Below are 21,071 nucleotides of genomic sequence, written 5' to 3'. Positions count from 1 at the left end.
CCCCCGGCGAGGTGCCGCGGCGCAGCCTGGCCGTGCTGGCCGTCGCCTGCGCGGCGGTCGGCGCCGCGGCCCGGCTCGGCGGCGGCGACCTGGACGGCCTGATGCGCGCCACGTCCACCTGCCTGGCCTCGGTCACCCTGGCCGGCCTCCTCTCGGCGCTGGCCCTGCTGCCGCGACGGACGTGGCTGTGGCCGGCAGCGGTGGCCAGCGCCCTGCTGACGGCGGGGGTCCTGGCGTTCTCGGGGGTCCTGCTGCTGATACCGGTGGTACTGGCGGGGCTGTCGTGGGGCTTCACGACGCTGTCGGGGCGGCGGGGGCGGGGGCGCGTCCGCGGCGAGGCGTGAGCGGGGGGCGCCCCCGACGCGGTTCACTTCCCCCAGCGACTGGCTTCGTTGGCCTCCCGCACCTTGGCACGGAGCGCTTCGGATGGCGACGGCTCGGGGTGCGGCTTGGCGGCACAGGTGCAGGAGCCCAGCGGGCCGGGGTAGCTGAGGTCGATCCCGTGAGCGGTCGCCCAGAGGTAGACGTTGCAGGAGGGGGACGACGGGGGTGGTTCGGGCGCCTGGATCGGCACGAACTCGGGGGCGGCTTCTTCACGGGCATGGGTTCCGAACCCGAAGGCCCGGAACCATGCCGTGCATCGGGCGATAAACTGGCGCACGTTAACGCTCCTTGGGCAGCGTTGACCACGCCCCGGGGTCGTTGCCGCGACCGCCGGGGTCTTCTTCTGGCCAGAAGCATGCACACCCCGCTCGCAGCAAGCAACGCGAACCGTGAAAGTGCATCGGAACGTGTGAACGTTGGCTGCAGCCGTCGGCTCCTACGGCACACTGAGCGCCACACGGCCACCCACGGAGGTTCGAAGTGCCCGCGCTGCCCACTGTGCGCCGCCGGATTCTCGGCGCCGAACTGCGCCAGCTCCGCGAGGGGTTGGGGCTCACGACCAGTGAAATGGCCGAGCGCATCGGCTGGCCCCAGTCCAAAGTGAGCCGGGTGGAAAACGGACGCTCCGGCATCCGCACCCACGAGGTCCCCTCCGTGCTGGACGCCTACGAGGTCTCCGCCGCCGACGCCCGGGCCGCGCTCTCCGCACTCGCCGCGGAGGGCAGGCAACGGATGTGGTGGACGCCCTACGCCGACGTGATCAGCAAGCGGTATGCGTCGTACATCGCCCTTGAGGCGGACGCGACGTCCATGAGGAACTTCCGCGACACACTGATCCCTGGTCTGCTCCAGACCGCTGACTACACCCGGGCAGTACTCGGTGCGCTTCAGCCGGACTTGACGCCGAACGCGATCGACGCCTTGGTGAGCGTCCGGCTCGCCCGGCAGAACGCCGCACTGCGCCGCAGCGATCCGCTCGACCTACGGGTGGTCCTCGACGAAGCGGCACTCCGCCGGGCGATCGGCGGCCCGCAGACCATGGCCCAGCAGCTCCGCCACCTCTTGGAGGCATCCGGCGAACCCCACATCACCTTGCAGGTACTGCCGTTCGCGGCGGGTGCGCACGCCGGGATGACGGGATCGTTCGTGATCCTTCAGTTCCCCGTCCGGAGCGATCTCGACGTCGTGTACACCGAGTCCCACACGAGTAGCATTCAGCTGGAGCGGAAGTCCGACCTGACGACCTACAGCCAGCTGTTCGAGAACATCTGCGCAACCGCGCTCAGCGCGGCGGCATCGCGTGACCTCATCGCACACGTCATAAAGGATCTGGAGTGAGGTACCCCGACCTGCAAGAGACGGCCTCCGGAAGCCTCACCTGGCGCAAAAGCACGTACAGCGGCCACCAAGGCGACTGCATACAGATAGCCGACGGCGTCACCGGCGCCGTCCCCGTCCGTGACAGCAAAACCCCCGACGGCCCCGCCCTGGTCTTCCCCACCAGAGCGTGGGCCGCTTTCGTGTCCCACCTCAAGGGCGCCGTCTGACGGCGGAGCCCGCTCCGCCTTCTCGGGTCACTTGTACGCCGCTCGCGACCGCGAGCCGGTGGAGTTCCGTACCCGGTGCGCCGCCGGCCCACATGCGCTGCTCGACCACCACATATCGGCCATTCGTTCGAATCCCGCTGTGGGTTCCCCCTCCCACGTTTGATGATCTCTGCGGTTCATCAGAGTGGGGGGTTGCTCATGTTCACAGCCGCACGGCGTGGCGTCGTCCACGTGCTGGCGCTGGTGTTGTTAATGACTGCGGGAGTCGGCGAGGCTGCTGCCGCGGTGCCGCAGTGGCAGGAAGTGGTCCAGGGTGCGAGCCCGCTGAAGGCGCGGGCGGTCCCGAAGCCTCCGAGGGCCATGTCGCTGGCGGAGCGCAAGAAGCAGGTGAGCAGCTCGCGGGGCAGCTACTCGCCGATGCGCGAGTTCGTCCGCCCCAGGGCGTCGGAGCCGTCAGCGCATCCGGGCGAGAAGCCGGACAGGCCGCTGAAGAACGGCCCCGCGGCGAGAGGTTCGGGGAGCTCTTTAGCGCGTGCTCCGGCTCCTGCAGGCGTTCCCAACCCTGACTGGGTGTCGTCATTTGCGGTTGCCTACCCAGGCACGCTGGCCATCGGCGGTCACCTGCAGTTCTCGTCTGTCCCGGCTTCCTCTGTCTCGGGGCTGTGGCTGTATGTCCTGGATGAGCAGAAGCGGCCGGTTCACCAGCAGGAGATCAAACGGCGGGATGCTGACGATCCGGTCGGGAAGTACCTGGAGAACGGTGTCTGGTGCTACGGCTGGTGGCCATCCGGCCCGTCTAACCCCTACCCCGACAACCAGTGCTTCTGGTGGACCTCCAGCTCGCTGGGCGGGCATCTGGAGGACGGCAAGAAGTACTACGCCTGGATCTTCCTAGAGGGCACCGACGGCTCGGCGAGCCCGACCGGAACAACATCGCCGTTCGTCGAGGCGTTCTACACCCCCGACATCCCGGGCGCGCAGGCCGGAAGCTGCACGTGTTACGGGCAGACGTACCGGGCGGATCCGGTCAACACCGCCACTGGCATGTTCTACGACCGGAACACCGATGCCACGCTCGTAGGCGCCGGAACGCCATTCTCCCTGGACCGGACCTACCGGTCCGACTCGTCCGCTGCCGGGCTCCTGGGCAGGGGCTGGTCCACACCCTTCGATTCCAAGCTGACGGCAGCCGCCGACGGCAGTGCCACGCTGCAGGAATCGGACGGCGCCCGGATTGTCTTCAAAGAGCGATCAGGAGGTTCCTACACCGCCCCGGCAGGCTCCGCGCTGAAGCTGGCCAAATCCGGGGGCACCTATACCGTCACCAGCCCGGATCTCACCCGCCGCACGTACAACGGTGCCGGCCTGCTCACCTCTGTCACCGATCGCAGCGGGCAAGGGCTGAGCCTGGACTACGCCTCGGGCCGGCTCGCCTCCGTCAAGGACGCCGCGGGACGGACCATCCCCTTCACCCTCGACGCCGCAGGCTTGCTGACCAAGGTGGCGCTACCGGACGGCACCTCGGTCTCGTACAGCTACACCGGCGGTCTGCTGACCTCCGTCACCGACCAGGCCGGTAAGACCTCGTCCTACACCCATGACGCGAACAAGCGTCTTGTCACCGCCACAGGCCGCGGTGGCGGAAAGGTGACGAACACCTACGACAACGACGGGCGGGTCGTCTCCCAGACCGACAGCTTCGGCAAGACCACCACGTTCACCAGGTCCGACAACCGTGACGTCCACACCACGGACCGCAGCGGTGGGGTGTGGACCGACGTGTACTCCGGGAACGTGCTGATGGCCAGCATCGACCCGTACGGCAAGAAGGTCGAGTACAGCTACGACCGCAACCTCCGGCCCGTATCGATCACTGACGCGCTCGGCAACACCACGGAGATGACCTACGACAGCGCCGGCCGCATGACCATGCGGAAGTCGCCGTCCTCGGTGGGCCTGGCGGAAACGTGGACCTACGACTCGGCCGGAAACATCGCGAGCCACTCCGACAGCCGGGGCAAGACCTGGAGATACGGCTACGACTCCGCCAACCGGATCACCACCAGCACCGACCCCTCGGGCGGCAAGGTCACCTACGACTACACCGAGCGCGGCGCGCTCGCCGGCGTCACGACACCGCAGGGCAAGAAGACCACCTATGCCTACGACGGGGCGGGGAACCGTACCTCCGTCACCAGTCCGCTGGGTGAGAAGACCACTTTCCGCTACGACGCGATGGGCCGGGTGACGGCCGTCACCGACCCTCGCGGCAACGCGACGGGCGCTGGCCCGAAGGCCTTCACCACCACGTACTCCTACGACAGCCGCGGCCTTCTCAGCAGCACCACCGACCCGCTGGGCGGTACCACCGCATACGGCTACGACGACGCAGGCCGCCTCACCTCGGTGACGGACCCCGCGGAGCGGACGACGTCTCGGGCCGTCTCACGAAGACCACCAACCCGGCAGGCAAGTCCGAGACGCGCACGTACGACGCCGCCGGCAACCTCCTCTCGGTCACCGATGCGCTGGGCAACAAGACCACCCACGCCTATGACAAGGCGAACCGGCTGATCAGTACGGTCACGCCCCGAGGCAATACCAGCGGCTCCGATCCCGCAGCCTTCACCACCAGCTTCGGCTACGACGCAGCAGGCCGGCGCATCTCCGTCACCGACCCGAGCGGCGCCGTCACGACAACCGCGTACGACGCACTGGGCCGGCCCACATCCCTTACCAACGCCCTCGGCGAAACGACCAGGACGACTTACGACGGCAACGACAACGTCCTGACCCGCACGGACGCGACCGGCAAAGTCAGCTGGTACAGCTATTCCGACACCGGCCTGATGACGGCCTCCGCCGACCCGCTGAACAACGTCACGTCCTTCGGCTACGACCCCGACGGCAATCGCATCAGCCGTACGTCCCCGCTGGGTAACAAGACCACCTGGACCTACGACGACGACGGCCGCCTCGCCTCGGAGACCGACCCGCGGGGCAACACCTCGGGCGCTGATCCGGAGAAGTTCAGGACCACTTACGGCTACGACCTCGCAGGCAACCGCACCAAGGTGACCAACCCCCTGGGCAAGGTCACCAGCACGACCTATGACGCCGCGAACCGTGCCGTGGCGGCGACCGACGAGCTGGGCCGGCAGACCAGGACCGAGCACGATGCGCTGGGCCGCATCAGCAAGGTCATCGGCCCGGACGGCGCAGCCACCACCTACACGTACAACGCGGCCGGCGACGTGGCCACCCGCAAGGATCCCAATGGCCGCATCACCACGTACGAGTACGACGACGCCGGACAGCAGAGCTCGATCACTGACCCGCTCGGCCGCAAGAAGACCTTCGGCTACGACGCCGACGGCAACCTGACGAAAGCCACCAACGCGCGGGGCATCACCACCACAACCGCCTTTGACGCACGCGGCCTGGCGACAGCCGTGACGTACAGCGACTTCACGCAGCCGCTGTCAGCCACATATGACGCCCTCGGACGCCGCCAGACGATCACTGATGCCACGGGCACGCGAACCCTGGGGTACGACACCAACGGAAGGCTCAGCACCGTCACCCCCGGGTCCGGAAAGGGCTCTTATAGCTACACCTACGACGACGCCGGTCATCTGACCTCCCGCACGATCGACGGCCTGAGCCAGTCCGGCCCGGTGACAGGTCTCGCGGGCCTGTGCATCGATGTTGCGGGTGGTCTGAGCGCTGACGGCACGGCCCTGCAGACATGGTCGTGCAACGGAACTGCCGCCCAGCGGTGGACGCTGGAAGGCGGTCAGCTCAAAGCGCTGGGCAAGTGCGTCATAACAACGGGCACGGGCAATGCCAGCGCGGTGCAGTTGGCCGCGTGTACGGCCGATCAGGGGCAGCAGTGGACGGCCCGCGACGACGGCAGCCTGCTGCACAACGCCTCCGGTAAATGCATCGACATTCCCGGGTCCAGCACGACACGTGGCACTAAGCTCCAGCTCTGGGACTGCAACGGCACCACCGCACAGCGCTGGGCGCTGCCGAGGCCGCCCGGCCCTGTGACAGGACTTGCCGGCCTGTGCCTGGATATTGCGGGTGGTCTGAGCGCTGACGGCACGGCCCTGCAGACATGGTCGTGCAACGGAACTGCCGCCCAGCGGTGGACGCTGGAAGGCGGTCAGTTCAAGGCACTGGGCAAGTGCGCCGCACCGGCCGGCACCGGCAATGCCAGTGCCGTTCAACTAGCCACGTGCACAGGTGATCAGGGCCAGCAGTGGTCACTGCGCGACGACGGCAGCCTGCTGCACAGCGCTTCCGGCAAATGCATTGATATCCCCGGTGCCAGCACTACACGCGGCAGCAAACTTCAGCTCTGGGGCTGCAACGGCACCACCGCACAGCGCTGGTCACTGCCCAAGCGCTCGGCCGCCGTGACGACGGTCCAGTACAGCCACGACGCCGAGGGCCGCAGGACCAGCCAGTCCAGCACCGCAGGGTCCGTCCTCTACGACTACGACCCCGCAGGCCACCTCACCGGCACGACCCTGCCCGCCACCAACGGGCACTCGGAAAACCGCGCCTACGACAACGCCGGCCGGCTGACCTCCATCACCAGTTCCAAAGGCGACAAGATCCTCGCAGGCCGGCAGCTCGCACTCGACGACACCGGCCGTCCTGTCCGTATCACAGCAACCCGCGCCGGACAGGCCCCGAACTACCAGTACTACACCTACGACGACGCAGGCCGGCTGCTCACCGACTGCACCTCCACCACGCAGAACACGGCCTGCCCGGACACCACCGCCGCCACCGTGTACACCTACGACGCCGTCGGGAACCGCAAGACCCAGGCCAAGGCAGGCACCACAACCGGCTACACCTATGACGACGCCGACCAGCTCGCCACCGTCACCACCGGATCGTCCACCCGCAAGTACTCCTACGACGCCGACGGCAACCAGACCTCGGACGGCAGCAACACCTTCATCTATGACGCCAGCAATCAGCTGACCGCGATCACCGCCGGCACGGACACCTACACGTACACCTACGACGCCGACGGCAACCGCACCAAGGCGGCCAAGGGCAGCACGGCCCTCCGCACCACGTCCTGGGACATCAACGGATCCCTCGCGACCATCGGCGCGGAGTACAACGCCGACGGCAGCATGACCGCCGACTACCAGTACAACCCGCTCGGACAGCTCCAGACCCAGTCCGCAGGCGGGAACGCCTACCAGTACCACCACGACCAGCTCGGTTCCGTCACCGACATCACCGACGCCGGTGGCGCTCCCCGCATCCGCTACAGCTACACCGCGTACGGCGAGACCACGAGAACCGACGTCGCCCCGAACCCGCCGGCCAACGCCTTCACCTATACCGGCGCGTACACCGAACCCACCACCAGCGCCGCGGGCTACTACCTGCGCGCCCGCAACTACGACCCCACGACCGGCCGCCTCACCACCACCGACCCCGTCACCCGTCCGGTGGGCAGTCCCGCCGTCTCGGCCTACGCCTACGCCGACAACACCCCGACCCGCTGGACCGACCCGACCGGCCTGACTCCTGACGCCCCAGACGCCCCGGACGCGCACGTCAAGTCTCTCGGTGAAGGCCTGAAGACCTTCGGAGAAGGCTTCCTGGAAGGCCTCAAGCTCCCCTTTGAGGTTTTCGGCGACCTCTACAGCGCCCTCCGGGGCGAGAACGGCGGCGCCGGTGGCTTCGTCGACAAATACCTCCCGGCCCGACCTGCCTACCGCCTCTACCGCGCGGCTGAGATGTTCCGAGACCAGGGGTGCGAGGCGCTCGCGGACCGCTATGACAAGGCCGGCGACGAAATCACACAGCAGATCGCGGCCATGGGCCTTGGCGGTCTCACTGGGTGGCAACGGGCAGCAGTACTGCCCGAGGTCACGGAAATCGAAGTGGGCAATCTACGCTTCGGGCCGGGAGGAGGAGTGACCTCGGGCTATGGCGGCATCCCGTACAAGACTCCGATAACCCCTCAACTCAAGGAGCTGGTGAATCCCCAGCAGGGCGGGGATAACTGCCGTGCTTGCGCGGTAGCCGTCGATCGTTTGCTCGCTGAAGGAGCTCCGTCATCGGCACCCGGAGGCCTGGGCAGAGGCCCTCTTACGCCCCTTGAGAACCTCTACGGAGGGCGGAAGTTCAAGCCGGCCACCCTCTCCGGAATCGTTCGCGAGATCAAGACTGCCGGACACGGTGCCCGAGGTATCGTGTACGGGCAGAAGGGTAGGCAGGCACACGTCTTCAATGTCGTGAACACCAAGGGGGATGTCATCTTCATCGATGGCCAGAGCGGGCATGCCGACGTCGCTTCGTGGAGATCTTTCGCACTCTTGAGGACGGACTAATGCTAAGTTTCGAGCAAGCGGCCGAGCTGGCCGAAGAATTCCTAGCAGAAGAAGCAAAGAAGCCCGGTATTCCTCTCGTATTGGACGAGGAGTACCAAACCCAGGCGGGAGGGAACTTCTACTTCGGTTGCCAGTCGGCTGCCTACCTCAAGTCCCATCAGATTTCCGACATGATCATTGGCACTGGGTACGTCTGTGTGGATGGCGAGACCGGAGAGGTCCGGCTGCTCGGGGCCCTTGAGTCGGCTCAGCTCAACCTGTTTGACGATTAGGGTTGTTCAGCTGGCCATTCGAAAATCGCCATGACGTAGCTCATGGTCTCCATAAGCCGTACCCGCCCCAACTGAGCAGGTCACGTTGCATGCCACGGGCTGCGCCGGGTTGAACCACCCGGCGCAGCCCGGCGAGATCACACGGCAAGGGGCGGGCTGAGCAGCCCTCAGCCTGTCGGCCGATCCTTTACCCGACGGTCGACCAACCGTTCCTGCAGGGCACCTAGTGTCTGCCGCATGACAGTGATCAATCTGAGCGACACCGCTGCCGCCCTCCCCGCCGCATGGCGGTCCCGTGTGCTGGGGCGCGTCGGGACCGCCTGCATCAAGGTGCTGCGCATGAGTGAGCTGCCCGTGGAGGAGGAGAGCCACGACGCTCCGGAAGCACTGCTCGTCCTCGACGGACGGCTCGAACTCGGCCTCGACGGCGGGACGGTGACCGTCAGGGCGGGTGAGCTCTTCGTCGTGCCCGCGGGGACGCGGCACGCGGTCCGGCCCGGGAGCCGGGGCACGCTCGTCATCGTCGAGCTGGAGGAGCGCACCCCCGCCGCGGCTTGACCGCAACGTGCCTTGTCCGTGCCCGGATCCGGGTGTTCGCTGGACCATGGAAGTCCTACTCCGCGTCGAAGGAGGCAGTTGACCATGACCGTTCACGAGCCTGTTGCGGCGCCCGCCGCCGATTGCACCTGTGGTCCGGGCTGCAGCTGCGGATGCCAGAACGGTGGCCCGTGCAATTGCGGCGGGTGATCCTGCCGTCTGCGTGACCCAGGGGGCCGGTCGGCTGAGCCGTGGCCGGCCCTTCCCCGTACCGCTAGTCCAGCAGACCCGTCAGCCCGCCGCCGCGTGCCAGTTCCTCCAGCTCGTCGAGGGCCGCGCGGGCCTTCGCCGCCGCGTCGGGGTCGCGCCGTTCCAGGCCGCTCTCCTCGAACTCGTCCTCGTCCAGGCGGAGCACGGTGGCTCCGTCGGCCGAGACCCACAGGTCGAGGTCCAGGTCGGTGGAGACGACGGCGCCCGGGGTGATCTCGGCGGGGCGGGTGATGTCGCAGTACCAGCCCTTCAGGGTGCCGTCGGCGGCGCGCACCTCCTTGACCGCGTACCAGCGGTCGCGCCAGTAGTGCTCGGTGAAGACGTCGCCGCGCTCGAAGCGGACGAAGCCGAAGTCCCGGTCCGCCGGGGCCGCCCACGGCGCGCGCACGACGGCGTGCGTGCCGTCGTCGCGTACGACGACCGCGGGGTAACCGATGCCGGACCGGGACTCCTTGACCAGGGTGACCGTTACGTCACTGCCGGCCTTCAACGGGGTGCTTGCGGTGCTCATGGGGTTCGAGGGTTCCCCATGGCCAGGGCCTGAGGCCACTGGTTTTAGCCGTCGCCTCAGCCGATCACCGAGGCGCACGTGGTCGGCGTCGCATTGGCCGGGTCGAGGGCGTTGGCGACCTCGTGCGCGACGACGCGGTCGACGGTGCCGATCGCGATGTGCTCGGAGAAGTCCACGGCGCAGAGGTTCTGGAGCAGGACGTTGCGCACGTCGGGGCCGGTCAGGAAGCCGGAGGTGTACGGCGTGACGACCTCGTCGTACTTGGTCGCGATGACCGTGTAGCGGACGCCCGGCACGGTGTCGGGGACGGAGTTCATCTTCTTGAGGAAGTCGGAGCCGAGCGCCTGGTCGGTGAGGCCGGGGGTCAGGCCGCCGAGCGCGTTGCGGGCGCCGGGGATCTTGTCCATCAGGGTGACCAGGCCCGACAGCGTCGTGCCGTGGTTGTTGGGGGCGATGCCGGTGAGGGAGTTCACCTTGTCCTTGCCGCCCAGGAAGTTGAGGTAGTAGCGCGGCATCGCGCCGCCCTGGGAGTGGCCGACGATGTCCACCTTGTCGGCGCCGGTGGCGTCGCGGACCTTGTCGACGTACGCGGAGAGCTCCTCGGCCGACTTCGCGATCGGGCCGAGGCCGTAGAAGAGCGGTACGCCGGGCAGCTTGCCGTAGTCGAGGGAGAAGACGCAGTAGCCGCGGTTCTTCAGGTAGGGCGCGAGGACGAGCCAGTTGTCCACGGAGTTGCCCAGGGTGCCGTGCACGAGGACGACGGGGCGCGGGTGGGCGGCCGACGGCTTGCAGGAGTAGTCGTTCCAGCCACTGCCGCCGCCGGTCGCGGCGCCGGCGGCGGCCTGGGAGGCGCGGGAATCGTCAGACGAAGCGGCCGCCGCCCCGGGGGCGGTGAGGGCGGCGGCCGAGAGGGCGAGGGCCAGCGCGGGGAGCAGGGTGCGCAGGGGTCTCCAGGGCAGCTTCATATGAACACCTCGCTGGTGGGGGCTGGTGGGGGGTGATCACTGACGGTGGGCGCACGGGTGGCCCGGAACCGTGGTTTACTGAAAGAGCGTTAACTTACGTTCCAGTAAGGATGCGTGGCACGCCTTGATCGGTCAAGGAATCCGACACACGTTCTTTATGTGGAATACCTTGATCCGTAACGCATTTCAGGCCACGGCCCGCCTGCCCAGCGCCGCCGCCGGCCCCACCGCTCCCGGCCCGAAGCGGGCCCGCGCCCGGTCCACGGCCGCCTCGATCCGGCGCGCCTTCTCGTCGGCCGGGTCGAAGGACAGCTGGTGCGCGGCGGACCCGGCCTCGCCGAGCCCCTCCGCGCGCAGCGCCACGGCCCGGACCCGGGCGCGCTGCAGCCCGAGCGCGTCGTGCAGCGCGTACGCGGTCGCGGTCAGCTCGGGGGTGTGCGCGGTCGGTTCGGCGAAGGTCCGGGAGCGGGTGGTCACCGAGCCGTCGGCGTACCGCACGGTGAGGGTCAGGCCGCGCGCTACCTGCCCGCTCTCCCGCAGCCGGCCGCCCAGCCCGTCGGCGAGCGCCAGCAGCGCGCGGCGGCGCCGGTCGGCGTCCAGCTCGTCCCGCTCGAAGCGGTGTTCCGCGGCCGCCGAACGGGCCCGCGCCCCCGGCGTGACGGGGGTCGGGTCGATGCCGTGCGCCCGCTCGTGCAGCCGCCGGCCCGCCACGGGCCCGAGGATCCGCTGCAGCGCGGGCAGCGGCGCGGCCGCGATCCGGCCGACGGTGCCGAGCCCGTACGTGGACAGGGTGCGGGCGGTGGCCGGGCCCACGCCGTACAGGGCCGCGGCCGGCTTGCCCGCGAGGAACGCGGCGACGGCGGCCGGGTCCCCGGGGAGCGTGCGCACCGCGCCGGGCGGGCCGTCGTGCGCGGCCATCCGGGCCAGCATCGGATTGCCCGCGATGCCGACCGTGCAGTCGGCCCCGTACCGGGCGAGCGCCCGTACGCGTACGAGCGCGGCGAGCCCGGCGGGGCCCTGCCCGAAGTAGCGGGTGGCGCCGCGGACTTCCACGAGCGCCGCGTCCGGCGGGACCGCCTGCACGACGGGGCTGACCTCGGCGAGCAGCACGAGGAGCCCGTCGTAGGTCTCCTCGCCCAGGGGCGCGCCCGCCCCGGCGTGGAAGTGGACGTACAGCACCGTGGGTGCGGGCGGGTCCGGCACCGCGGCGAGCCGCGCCCGGGCGCTCATCCCGCGCTCCCCGGACTCGCGTGCCACAGCTTGCGGCCCGTGGCCGCTCCCTCGCCCGCGGGCTGCAGGTCCGCCCACGGGTGCATGGCGTAGCCGGTGGACAGGCGGATGCGGCGGTCCGGGCCCGCGGTCCCGGGAGCCGCAGCGGGGGCGGCCAGCACCGAGGCCACCGCCTCCAGGCCGCCCTCCGCGCGGAGCTTCGTCAGCTGCGCGAGGTCCCACGCCGCCGCGCCCACCACGCTCAGGCTGCGCGGCCCGCGGCGCTGGACGACGCCACGGACGAGCAGCAGCCAGGAGTGGAAGACGGTGTGCGCGCAGGCGGGGTGGCTGTCGTCGAAGAAGGCGCAGTCGACCAGGCCCGTGCCGTCGTCGAGGGTGGTGAAGATGACGCGGCGGCCGGAGCGGACCGGCGGGGTCTGGGTGGCGGCCTTGGCGCCCGCGACCAGGACCGTTTCGCCGTGCCGGGCGTCCTGCAGCCGGCGGGCGGGGATGACGCCCAGCTCGGCGAGGAACGCCCGGTGGTCGGACATCAGGTGCCGGGAGGCGTCCATGCCGAGCACGCCGAGCTCGGCGCCGAGCCGCTCCTCCGCGTCGAGGTCGGGCAGGCCGAGGGGCTCGGCCCGCGCGCTGTCGATCAGGGTGGGCTGGTCCGGGCCCCCGTGCCCGCGGGCGCGCCCGTGTCCGCGGTGCAGTTCGGCGATGTGCAGGAGCAGGTCGCGGCGGTTGCCGCCGAAGGCGTCCAGCGCCCCGACCCGGGCGAGGCGTTCGGCGACGGGCCGGGCGGGCCGGGCGCGGTGCCACAGGTCGGGGAGGGAGGTGTACGGGCGGCCGGCCGCGATGCGCGCGGCCTCGGCCTCGCCGATGCCCTGCACGTCGGAGAGGGCCATGCGGAGCCCCCAGACACCGCCGCCGCCACCTTCACGATCGGACACCAGTTCGATCATATAGGCCGTACCCGACCGGTTCACGTCCAGCGGCAGGATCGGCACGCCGCGCCGGCGCGCGTCCGCGAGCAGCAGCCGCTTGGGGTACATCCCCGGGTCGTGGGTGAGCAGCCCCGCGTAGAAGGCCGCGGGGTGATGGGCCTTCAGCCACGCCGACTGGTAGGTGGGCACGGCGAACGCGACGGCGTGCGCCTTGCAGAAGCCGTAGCTGCCGAACGCCTCCACGATCTCCCAGGTGCGGCGCACGGACTCCGGCGAGCGGCCGAGCCTCGCCGCCTCCCGCCCGAACCACGTGCGCACCCGCCCCACCAGCCGCGGGTCGGACAGCGCGCGGCGCGTCTCGTCCGCGAAGCTCCGGTCGCAGCCGGTCATGATGCGCAGGATCTCGATGATCTGCTCGTGGAAGACGACCACGCCGTACGTCTCGCGCAGCGTGTCCTCCAGTTCCGGGTGCGGGTAGCGCACGGGGGCGCGGCCGTGCCGAGCCTCGATGAAGGGCCGCACCATGTCGGCCGCGACCGGGCCCGGCCGGAAGAGGGAGATGTCCACCACGAGGTCGTGGAAGGTCTCGGGCTGCAGCCGGCCGACGAGGTCGCGCTGGCCCGGCGACTCGATCTGGAAGCAGCCGAGCGTCTCGGCCGACCGGATCAGCTCGTACGTGCGGGGGTCGCCCGGCGGCACGTCCGCGGGGTCGTCGAGGTCGAGGTGCCGCCCGGTGGCCCGCTCGATCTCGGCCACCGCGTGCGCCATCGCGGACTGCATCCGCACGCCCAGCACGTCGAGCTTGAGCAGCCCGAGCTCCTCCACGTCGTCCTTGTCGAACTGCGCCATGGGGAAGCCCTCGCCGCTGGTCGGCACGACGGGCGTACGGGCGCGCAGGGACGCGTCCGACAGCAGCACGCCGCACGGGTGCATGGCGACGCCGCGCGGCAGCCCGTCCAGCGCCTCGACCAGCTCCCACAGCCGGCCGTGGTCCTCCGCGGCCACCGCGCGCAGCTCGGGCAGCTCGGCCAGCGCCGCGCGGGCGTCACGGGCGCGGATGTGCGGGAACGCCTTGGCGAGCCGGTCCACCTCGGCCGGGTCCTTGCCGAGGGCCGCGCCCACGTCCCGGATCGCGTGCCGGACGCGGTACGTCTCGGGCATGGCGACGGTCGCGACCCGGTCCGCGCCGAAGCGGTCGAAGATCGCGCGGTAGACGTCCAGGCGGCGCGCGGACTCCACGTCGACGTCGATGTCGGGCAGCGCCTTGCGGTGGACGGACAGGAAGCGCTCCATCAGCAGGCCGTGCTCGACGGGGTCGGCGTGGGCGATGCCGAGCAGGTGGTTGACCAGGGAGCCCGCGCCGGAGCCGCGGGCGGTGACCCGGACGCCGAGGGCTCGGGTGTCGTCCACGACCCGGGCGACGGTGAGGAAGTACGAGGCGAGGCCCCTCCCGGCGATGATCGCCAGCTCGTCCTCCAGCCGCTCCCGGTAGCGGCGCTTGCGGTCGTAGCCGCGCAGCACCATGCCCGCCGTGCAGCGGGAGCGCAGCACGCGGTCGGCGGTGCGGTGACCGGCGCCGACCAGGTGCGCCTCGGGGAAGTGGACGCGGCCGAGCCCCAGGTCGTCCTCGGGGTCGACCAGGCAGGCGGCGGCGGTCTCCTCGGTCGTGGCGAGCAGCCGGCGGGCCGCGTCCCGGCCGAGCCCCGCGGCCTCCGCGACCCGCTCGGCGAGGGCGGCCATGGCGGCGGGCCCCTTGAGCCAGCGCTCGCCACTGTCGAGGGACTCCGGCCTGCGGGGGTCGATCGGGACCAGCCGGCGGGCCGCGTCGAGGACGTCGGCGACGGGCCCCTGACCGGGGTCGGCGTAGCGCACGGCGTTGCTGAGGACGGCGGGGACGCCCTGGTCGGCGGCGAAGCCGGCGGTACGGGCGGCGAGGCGCAGCGAGCCGGGACCGGTGCCGGTACGGCCGTGGCAGACGACCTCCAGGCGCAGGGCGTCACCGAACATTTCCCGCCAGGGCGCGAGCAGCCGGGCGGCCCGGTCCGGGCGGCCGGCGGCGAGGGCGCGGCCGGGCTCGGAGCCGGGGCCGAGGAGGACGTGCAGGGGGGTGCGGATGCCGGGGGCGGCGGCCGCGAGGTCCGCGCGGGTGAGCTCGGGGAGGCGGGCGACGGCGTTCGTGTGAGCGCCGGTGTTCGCGTGGGCGCCGGTGTTCGCGTGGGCCGCGGAGACCAGCCCGCACAGGGCGGCCCAGCCGCGCGCGCCGTCCCGGGCGAGGAAGACCGCGCGGGGCGCGGACTCGTCGACGAAGGCGCCGCCGCGCACGGGGGTGCGGGGGCGGCTGTGCGCGGACGGCTGCGACGGCTGCGGCGGGTCGTCCCGTACGGCCAGGTCCACGCCGAACACCGGGCGCACCCCGGCCTTGGCGCTCGCCGTGGCGAACCGGACCGCTCCGGCGAGGGTGTCGCGGTCGGTGAGGGCGACGGCGTCCATGCCGCGCTCTGCGGCGCGCTCAGCCAGCTGTTCGGGGTGCGTGGCCCCGTACCGCATCGAGAAGCCGGACGCGGTGTGCAGGTGCGTGAACGTGTTGAGCCCGGTCATCGCACCTCCTGCCGTTCCTGTCACCCCCTGGCCGAAAACCGCCCTCTCCATCCACCATAAACCACACTCTCGAACATTCGTACGAACACGTGTGCGGCGGGTGCCCCGGGCGTGGGCGTCGATCACCCGGACGGCCCGCACCGCCTGCGCGGGCCGTCCGCACCCCGCAGGCTCGGGGCATGCCCTCATTCGTCCAGGAGCTGCGGAGCGCGGTGACGGGCCGGGCCGCGATCCTGGTGATCGGCACCCTGGTCCTCCAGCTCGCCTTCATCGCCTCGTACGTGGGCGCCTTCCACAGCCCCCGGCCGCGGGACGTCGCGCTCGGCGTCGTCGCCCCGCAGCAGATCAGCGGGCAGCTGGTGCAGCGGCTGGACGGGCTGCCGGGCGACCCCCTGGCCCCGCGCGCGGTGGACGGCGGCGAGGCCGCGGCCGCCCGGAAGATCCGCAACCGCGATCTCGACGCGGCGCTGATCGTCGACCCCCGCGGCACCACCGACACCCTGCTGGTCGCAAGCGGCGCGGGCGCCTCCCTCGCCCAGGCCACCGAGGCGGTGCTCACCCGCGCCGAGGCGGCGGAGGGGCGCAAGGTCCGGGTCAAGGACGTCGCACCCGCCGCGGCCGGCGACGCCCGCGGCCTGACCGCGTTCTACCTGGCGGTCGGCTGGTGCGTGGGCGGCTACCTGTGCGCCGCGATCCTCGCCATCAGCGCGGGCGCCCGGCCCGCCAACTCCCACCGGGCCGTCATCCGGCTCGGCGCCCTCGCCCTCTACTCGGCGGCCGCCGGCCTGTTCGGAGCCGTCATCGCGGGCCCCGTCCTGGACGCGCTGCCCGGCAGCATCCCGGGGCTGTGGGGCCTGGGAGCGCTGGTCGTCTTCGCGGTCGGCGCGACGACGCTCGCCCTCCAGGGGCTGGCCGGGGTCGTCGGCATCGGACTGGCCATCGCCATCGTGGTCGTCCTCGGCAACCCGAGCGCCGGCGGCGCCTACCCGTACCCCCTCCTGCCCCCCTTCTGGAACGCCATCGGCCCCGCCCTCCCCCCGGGCGCCGGCACCTGGTCCGCCCGCTCCATCGCCTACTTCGGCGGCAACGGGCTCGCCCCGTCGCTGCTGGTGCTGGGTGCGTGGGCGGTGGCGGGAGTGGTGGTGACGATGGCGTGCGCGGTGCTTAAACGGCAGGAAAGAACTCCGAAGAGTGAACGCGCCTTCTAGCGGCGGCAGTTGATCCCAGTTCACGGCTAATGTGCTCTGCGGCGCCCCTGATCGGAGCGCCCCCCTTCCAGGAGGAGCCGACAGCTGTCGGGTTCACGGAGGGCCCGGACAGCCGGGTTCCTCCGGAGCGGCCACCGGGCATGGCCGCGTAGGGAAAGGGGGGCGCCCCTATGACGGGACGCCACCGGAAGAAGCCTCTGCGGGAACGGGTCGCTGCGGTGATCCGTGAACTGTTGAGGTGGATGTGCCGGAAGTGACCGGAGGCTTGCAGTAGGAGCCTCCGGCCGGAACATCGTTTCCGGTTGCCCTCGCCGCGGACGCCCATCCGTGGTGAGGGCCCTTTACTTCTTGGTGTGTCCTGGCCGCTCATACATCAGCCCTACGGCCAACCCCAGCCGGATACCGGCCAGCCGAGGCAAGAACCAGCCTAGCGTCTCCCCACCACATCCGGGCGGCCATTCAGCCGCACCGGTGACAAAGCGGCCCGGAAGTCCACCGGCCCAGCGGTCACGCACGCCGCCACCCGGCGCGCAAGTCCGGACCGCGCGCCCAGTGATGCGCTCATGAGCCGTTGGCAAACGGGACAGGGGCATGGATCCGGCGCGGCGCCGGGGTGGACGCTGTGACTCCCCATCCCTCGTCCTTGAGGAACGCCGTGCCCCCCGTGCCCCGTTTCCGGCCGCCGGTCGCCGGGCTCCCCGAGTCCGGTGCCGGGCTGGTTCGCCGGATCAGCCCGCATCTCGACGAAGCCGTCGCGTTCACCGATCGCTGGGTGCGGCGGACCGGGCTGATCCAGTCCTTCTCCGCGCAGCGGCGCTTCCGCAGGGCGGGATGGGCGGAGTTCGCGGCGCGGGTGGCGCCGGAGGCCGAGTGCGGGCGGCTGCAGCGGGTTTCGGCGTGGCTGGTGTGGTTCCACGCCCTCGACGACCGGTGTCATCACCGGGAGGAGGAGAGCGCGTACGGGTACGACGCGCTGCCCGACTTCCTGCCGCCGGACGGCGGGCGCACGCCGCCGCCGCGGACCGCCCTGCAGCGGGCGCTCGCCGACGTCTGGCGGATGACCGCGCCCGCGATGTCGCCCGCGTGGCGCGCCCGGGTCACCGAGCGCTTCCGGGAGTGCGCCGCCGGGCGGCGGGCGTGGGACGGGCTCGCGTCCCGGTCCGTGCCCGATCTCGTCGCATACGCCTGCGGAAACGAATTAGCGGAGCCCGTACGGGAGCTGGCGTCCTTTCAGGCCGCCTGCGAAGCCACGTACGCCGTGCTCACCCGGGGCGGCTCCGCCCGGGAAGCGCTCCGGGGCGCGCTGACCCGTCTCGAACACGAGGCGCCCTCCCCCGCCGTCGCCGCCTGGAGCCGCGCGCTCTCCCTCTGGGCCGACGGCCACCTGGCGTGGGCCCCGCGCGAGGGGCCGGCCGGGGAGACCCGGCGGCTGCTCCTCGCCGACGACGTCACCGGTGTCCCTGTGGACCTGCTGCGTCCCCGGCGTCCCGCGCCGCCGCCCGTCCCCTCCACGAGCGGCGGCGCGGGCACCGCCCTACATCGTGGCCGCGAGTAGCTCGCGCGTGTAGGGGGCCTTCGGATCGTCGAAGACCTCGTCCCGCGCGCCGCTCTCGACCACGCTCCCGGCCCGCATCACCGCCACCCGGTCGCAGAAGTGCCGGACGACGGCGAGGTCGTGCGAGACGAACAGCAGGGACAGGCCCAGTTCGGCGCGGAGGTCCATGAGCAGGTTGAGCACCTGGGCCTGCACGGACACGTCCAGCGCCGACACGGGCTCGTCCGCGATGACCAGGCGCGGGCGGAGGGCGAGGGCGCGGGCTATGCCGATGCGCTGGCGCTGGCCTCCGGAGAACTCGTGCGGATAGCGGTGCAGATGGGCCGCCCCCAGGCCCACCTGCTCCAGCAGCTCGGCCGCCCGCGCGCGGCGCTCCCCCTTGTCCAGGCCGGTGTGCACCCGCAGCGGCGTGGTGACGATCTCCTCGACCGTACGGCGCGGGTTGAGCGACGCGTACGGGTCCTGGAAGACCAGCTGTACGTCGCGGCTGAGCTCGCGGCGCAGGCGGGTGTCGGCCGCGGCGCGGGTGATGTCCCGGCCGTCGAACCGCACGTCCCCCGACGTGGGCCGCTGCAGTCCCGCGAGGACCCGCGCCGTGGTCGACTTCCCGGACCCGGACTCCCCGACGAGGCCGAGGGTTTCCCCCGGGCCGATGCGCAGGCTCACGCCGCGCACGGCTCGTACGGGGCCGCGCCCTCTCCGAAGGAGCCCCCGGCGGCCTCCGAACTCCACGTGGAGGTCGACGACCTCGGCGAGGGGGCGTGCGGGTGCCGCGGCCTCTTGCCGCCCGGCGCCACCGGGCAGCCCTCCTCCCGCCGCGGCGACCGGCACCGGGTCGTCGACCGTCGGCAAACGCGTCCCCGGCACCGTGTTCAGCGTCGGTGCCGCGCCGATCAGGGCGCGTGTGTACGGGTGGGCCGCGGCGGTCAGGAGTTTGCGGGTGGGGCCCTCTTCGAGGCCCCGGCCGCCCCGCATGACGAGCATGCGGTCGCACGTCCCGGCGACGACGCCCACGTCGTGCGTGACGAGCAGCACGGCCGTACCGCTCTCTTCCCGGAGTTCCACGAGGAGTTCGAGGACCTGGCGCTGGACGCGCGCGTCCAGCGCCGTCGTCGGTTCGTCGGCGATCAGCACGTCCGGGCGGTTCATCAGCGCCATGGCGATCATCACCCGTTGCCGCATGCCGCCCGAGAACTGGTGCGGGTAGTCGCGGGCGCGGGCGGCCGGGATGCCGACCCGTTCCAGCATGGCCAGGGCCTTCTCCCGCGCGTCGGCCCGGCGGCGGCCGGCGCTCACGACCGCCCCCGCCCCCGCCGGGGCGTGTGCCCGGTACGCCTCCGCCAGCTGCGCGCCCACCGTGTGGAAGGGCGAGAGCGCGGCCAGCGCGTCCTGGAAGACCATGGCGATCCGGGAGCCGCGCAGGGCGCGCACCGCGGACTCGGGCGCGCCCACCACCTCCTCGCCTCCGATCAGCACGCTCCCGCTCACCCGCGTGCGGGCCGGGTCGTGGAGCCCCATGGCCGCCAGCCCCACCGTGGACTTCCCCGAGCCCGACTCGCCCACCAGGCCGAGGACTTCCCCGGGCGCCAGGTCGAAGGAGAGGCCTTCCACGGCGGTGGTCTCCGTACCGCCCCGCCCCTTGAAGGTGACCGTCAGGTCCCGTACGGACAGTGCCGGGAGGTCCCGTGCGGACGGTGCCGGGGTCATGCGAGCCTCACCCTCGGGTCGAGCCGGGCCGTCACCAGGTCGGCGAGGGCGACGAACACCACCACGAAGAAGGCGGCGAGCAGCACGGTGCCGACGACCGTCGGCAGGTCGTTCTGGACGACGGAGTCGACGGCGAGCTTGCCGATGCCGCCGAGCCCGAAGACGGTCTCGGTGATGAACGCGCCGCCGAAGAGCGCTCCGGCCTCCAGGCCGAGCAGCTGGACGAGGGGCCCGGCGGCGCCGCGCGCCGTGTACTTCGCGTGGGCCCGCAGCGCGGTGAGTCCCTTGCCGCGGGCCGTCCGCACGTACGCCTCGTGCATCGTCTCCAGCGTCTGGGAGCGCGCGAGGCGGGCGAAGACGGCGGCGTTGACGAAGCCGAGGACGAGCCAGGGCAGGAGCAGCCCGGCGGCCCACGCGCCGGGGCCGCCGGCGAGGGGGACGTAGCGGGGCGGCGGCATGAGGCCGGTCGAGTAGACGAGCAGGTACTGCAGGGCGTAGCCGAGGAAGTAGATCTGCACGCTCGCGCCGACGAGGGTGAAGCCGGACAGCAGCCGGTCGGTGGCCGTGCCCCGGCGCAGTGCGGCGGTGAAGCCCGCGCCGATGCCGAGGACGACGATCACCGTGAGCGCCCCGCCCGCCAGCGACAGCGTGACGGGGAAGCGGTCGCCGATGGCGTCGAGGACCGGCTGGTGGAGGGTGTAGGAGTAGCCGAGGCAGGGGGCGGTGCAGTCGATGGGGCTGCCGTCGACGTCGCTGATGGTGCGGCCGGCGACGAGGCCGCGCAGGTAGTCGAGGTACTGGCCGGCGAGCGGCTGGTCGAGGCCCATGCTGTGGCGGACGGCCTCGACCTGTGCGGTGTCGCACTTGGGGCCGCAGGCGATGAGCGCGGGGTCGGAGGGGGCGGCGTAGAAGAGCCCGAAGGCGGCGGCGGTGATGGCGAGGAGCACCGCCGCGGCCTGCAGGGTCCGTCGCAGGAGGTAGCCGGTCATG

16 protein-coding genes are annotated in these 21,071 nt (G+C 71.5%); 9 read left to right on the top strand and 7 right to left on the bottom strand.

Annotated features, from left to right (window positions below; genetic code table 11):
• The coding region (locus tag B7P34_RS20365) for a hypothetical protein (RefSeq protein WP_223268042.1) at positions 1-344 on the top strand (344 nt) is incomplete at its 5' end.
• Between the two features lie 23 nt (positions 345-367).
• Here the strand turns inward: B7P34_RS20365 and B7P34_RS36820 are convergent.
• Positions 368-661: a hypothetical protein gene (locus B7P34_RS36820; RefSeq protein WP_146166873.1), complete on the bottom strand. Its 294-nt coding sequence runs from the start codon at positions 659-661 to the stop codon at positions 368-370.
• A 203-nt stretch (positions 662-864) separates the two neighbouring features.
• Between B7P34_RS36820 and B7P34_RS20360 the strand changes: the two genes are divergently transcribed.
• From B7P34_RS20360 to B7P34_RS20330, 6 genes are all read left to right on the top strand, one after another.
• Positions 865-1,722, top strand: coding sequence for a helix-turn-helix domain-containing protein (locus B7P34_RS20360; RefSeq protein WP_106678432.1), 858 nt, complete (start codon positions 865-867; stop codon positions 1,720-1,722).
• Positions 1,719-1,931 (top strand): DUF397 domain-containing protein, encoded by a 213-nt coding sequence (locus tag B7P34_RS20355; RefSeq protein ID WP_223268041.1) that lies wholly within the window; start codon positions 1,719-1,721, stop codon positions 1,929-1,931. Before B7P34_RS20360 ends, B7P34_RS20355 begins: the two co-directional genes overlap by 4 nt.
• A gap of 198 nt (positions 1,932-2,129) precedes the next feature.
• Positions 2,130-4,505, top strand: a complete 2,376-nt coding sequence (locus tag B7P34_RS20350; RefSeq protein ID WP_286157495.1) for a DUF6531 domain-containing protein — start codon at positions 2,130-2,132, stop codon at positions 4,503-4,505.
• Between the two features lie 275 nt (positions 4,506-4,780).
• Entirely contained in the window at positions 4,781-8,302 is a 3,522-nt protein-coding gene (locus tag B7P34_RS39925) for a ricin-type beta-trefoil lectin domain protein (protein WP_106678430.1), read from the top strand.
• The gene (locus B7P34_RS20335; protein WP_106678428.1) at positions 8,302-8,574 is read left to right on the top strand and encodes a hypothetical protein; all 273 of its coding nucleotides are present in this window, start codon (positions 8,302-8,304) and stop codon (positions 8,572-8,574) included. Before B7P34_RS39925 ends, B7P34_RS20335 begins: the two co-directional genes overlap by 1 nt.
• Positions 8,575-8,811: 237 nt before the next feature.
• Positions 8,812-9,132, top strand: coding sequence for a cupin domain-containing protein (locus tag B7P34_RS20330; protein WP_106678426.1), 321 nt, complete (start codon positions 8,812-8,814; stop codon positions 9,130-9,132).
• A gap of 253 nt (positions 9,133-9,385) precedes the next feature.
• On the opposite strand, the gene B7P34_RS20325 is transcribed toward B7P34_RS20330, so the two are convergent.
• From B7P34_RS20325 to B7P34_RS20310, 4 genes are all read right to left on the bottom strand, one after another.
• Positions 9,386-9,892, bottom strand: coding sequence for a DUF402 domain-containing protein (locus tag B7P34_RS20325; RefSeq protein WP_106678424.1), 507 nt, complete (start codon positions 9,890-9,892; stop codon positions 9,386-9,388).
• A 56-nt stretch (positions 9,893-9,948) separates the two neighbouring features.
• Positions 9,949-10,857 (bottom strand): esterase/lipase family protein, encoded by a 909-nt coding sequence (locus B7P34_RS20320; protein ID WP_106678422.1) that lies wholly within the window; start codon positions 10,855-10,857, stop codon positions 9,949-9,951.
• Between the two features lie 186 nt (positions 10,858-11,043).
• The gene (locus B7P34_RS20315; protein WP_106678434.1) at positions 11,044-12,087 is read right to left on the bottom strand and encodes a DNA polymerase Y family protein; all 1,044 of its coding nucleotides are present in this window, start codon (positions 12,085-12,087) and stop codon (positions 11,044-11,046) included.
• Positions 12,084-15,611 (bottom strand): DNA polymerase III subunit alpha, encoded by a 3,528-nt coding sequence (locus B7P34_RS20310; protein WP_106678420.1) that lies wholly within the window; start codon positions 15,609-15,611, stop codon positions 12,084-12,086. The genes B7P34_RS20315 and B7P34_RS20310 overlap by 4 nt, the downstream gene beginning before the upstream one ends.
• 179 nt (positions 15,612-15,790) lie before the next feature.
• Here B7P34_RS20310 and B7P34_RS20305 point away from each other — a divergent pair, with 179 nt between their 5' ends.
• A complete protein-coding gene (locus B7P34_RS20305) occupies positions 15,791-16,819 on the top strand; it encodes a DUF3533 domain-containing protein (protein ID WP_106678418.1) in 1,029 nt (342 codons plus the stop codon).
• Between the two features lie 655 nt (positions 16,820-17,474).
• Positions 17,475-18,374 (top strand): terpene synthase family protein, encoded by a 900-nt coding sequence (locus B7P34_RS20300; RefSeq protein WP_106678416.1) that lies wholly within the window; start codon positions 17,475-17,477, stop codon positions 18,372-18,374.
• Here B7P34_RS20300 and B7P34_RS20295 read toward each other — a convergent pair.
• Positions 18,354-20,081, bottom strand: a complete 1,728-nt coding sequence (locus B7P34_RS20295; RefSeq protein ID WP_106678414.1) for a dipeptide ABC transporter ATP-binding protein — start codon at positions 20,079-20,081, stop codon at positions 18,354-18,356. The two genes, B7P34_RS20300 and B7P34_RS20295, sit on opposite strands and share 21 nt — an antisense overlap.
• Positions 20,078-21,070, bottom strand: coding sequence for an ABC transporter permease (locus tag B7P34_RS20290; RefSeq protein WP_106678412.1), 993 nt, complete (start codon positions 21,068-21,070; stop codon positions 20,078-20,080). The genes B7P34_RS20295 and B7P34_RS20290 overlap by 4 nt, the downstream gene beginning before the upstream one ends.
• Position 21,071 lies beyond the last annotated feature (1 nt).

It is taken from the genome of Streptosporangium nondiastaticum (assembly GCF_003011965.1).
Taxonomy (GTDB): Bacteria; Actinomycetota; Actinomycetes; order Streptomycetales; family Streptomycetaceae; genus Streptomyces; species Streptomyces nondiastaticus.
This window is presented reverse-complemented; position numbering and strand designations above follow the sequence as displayed.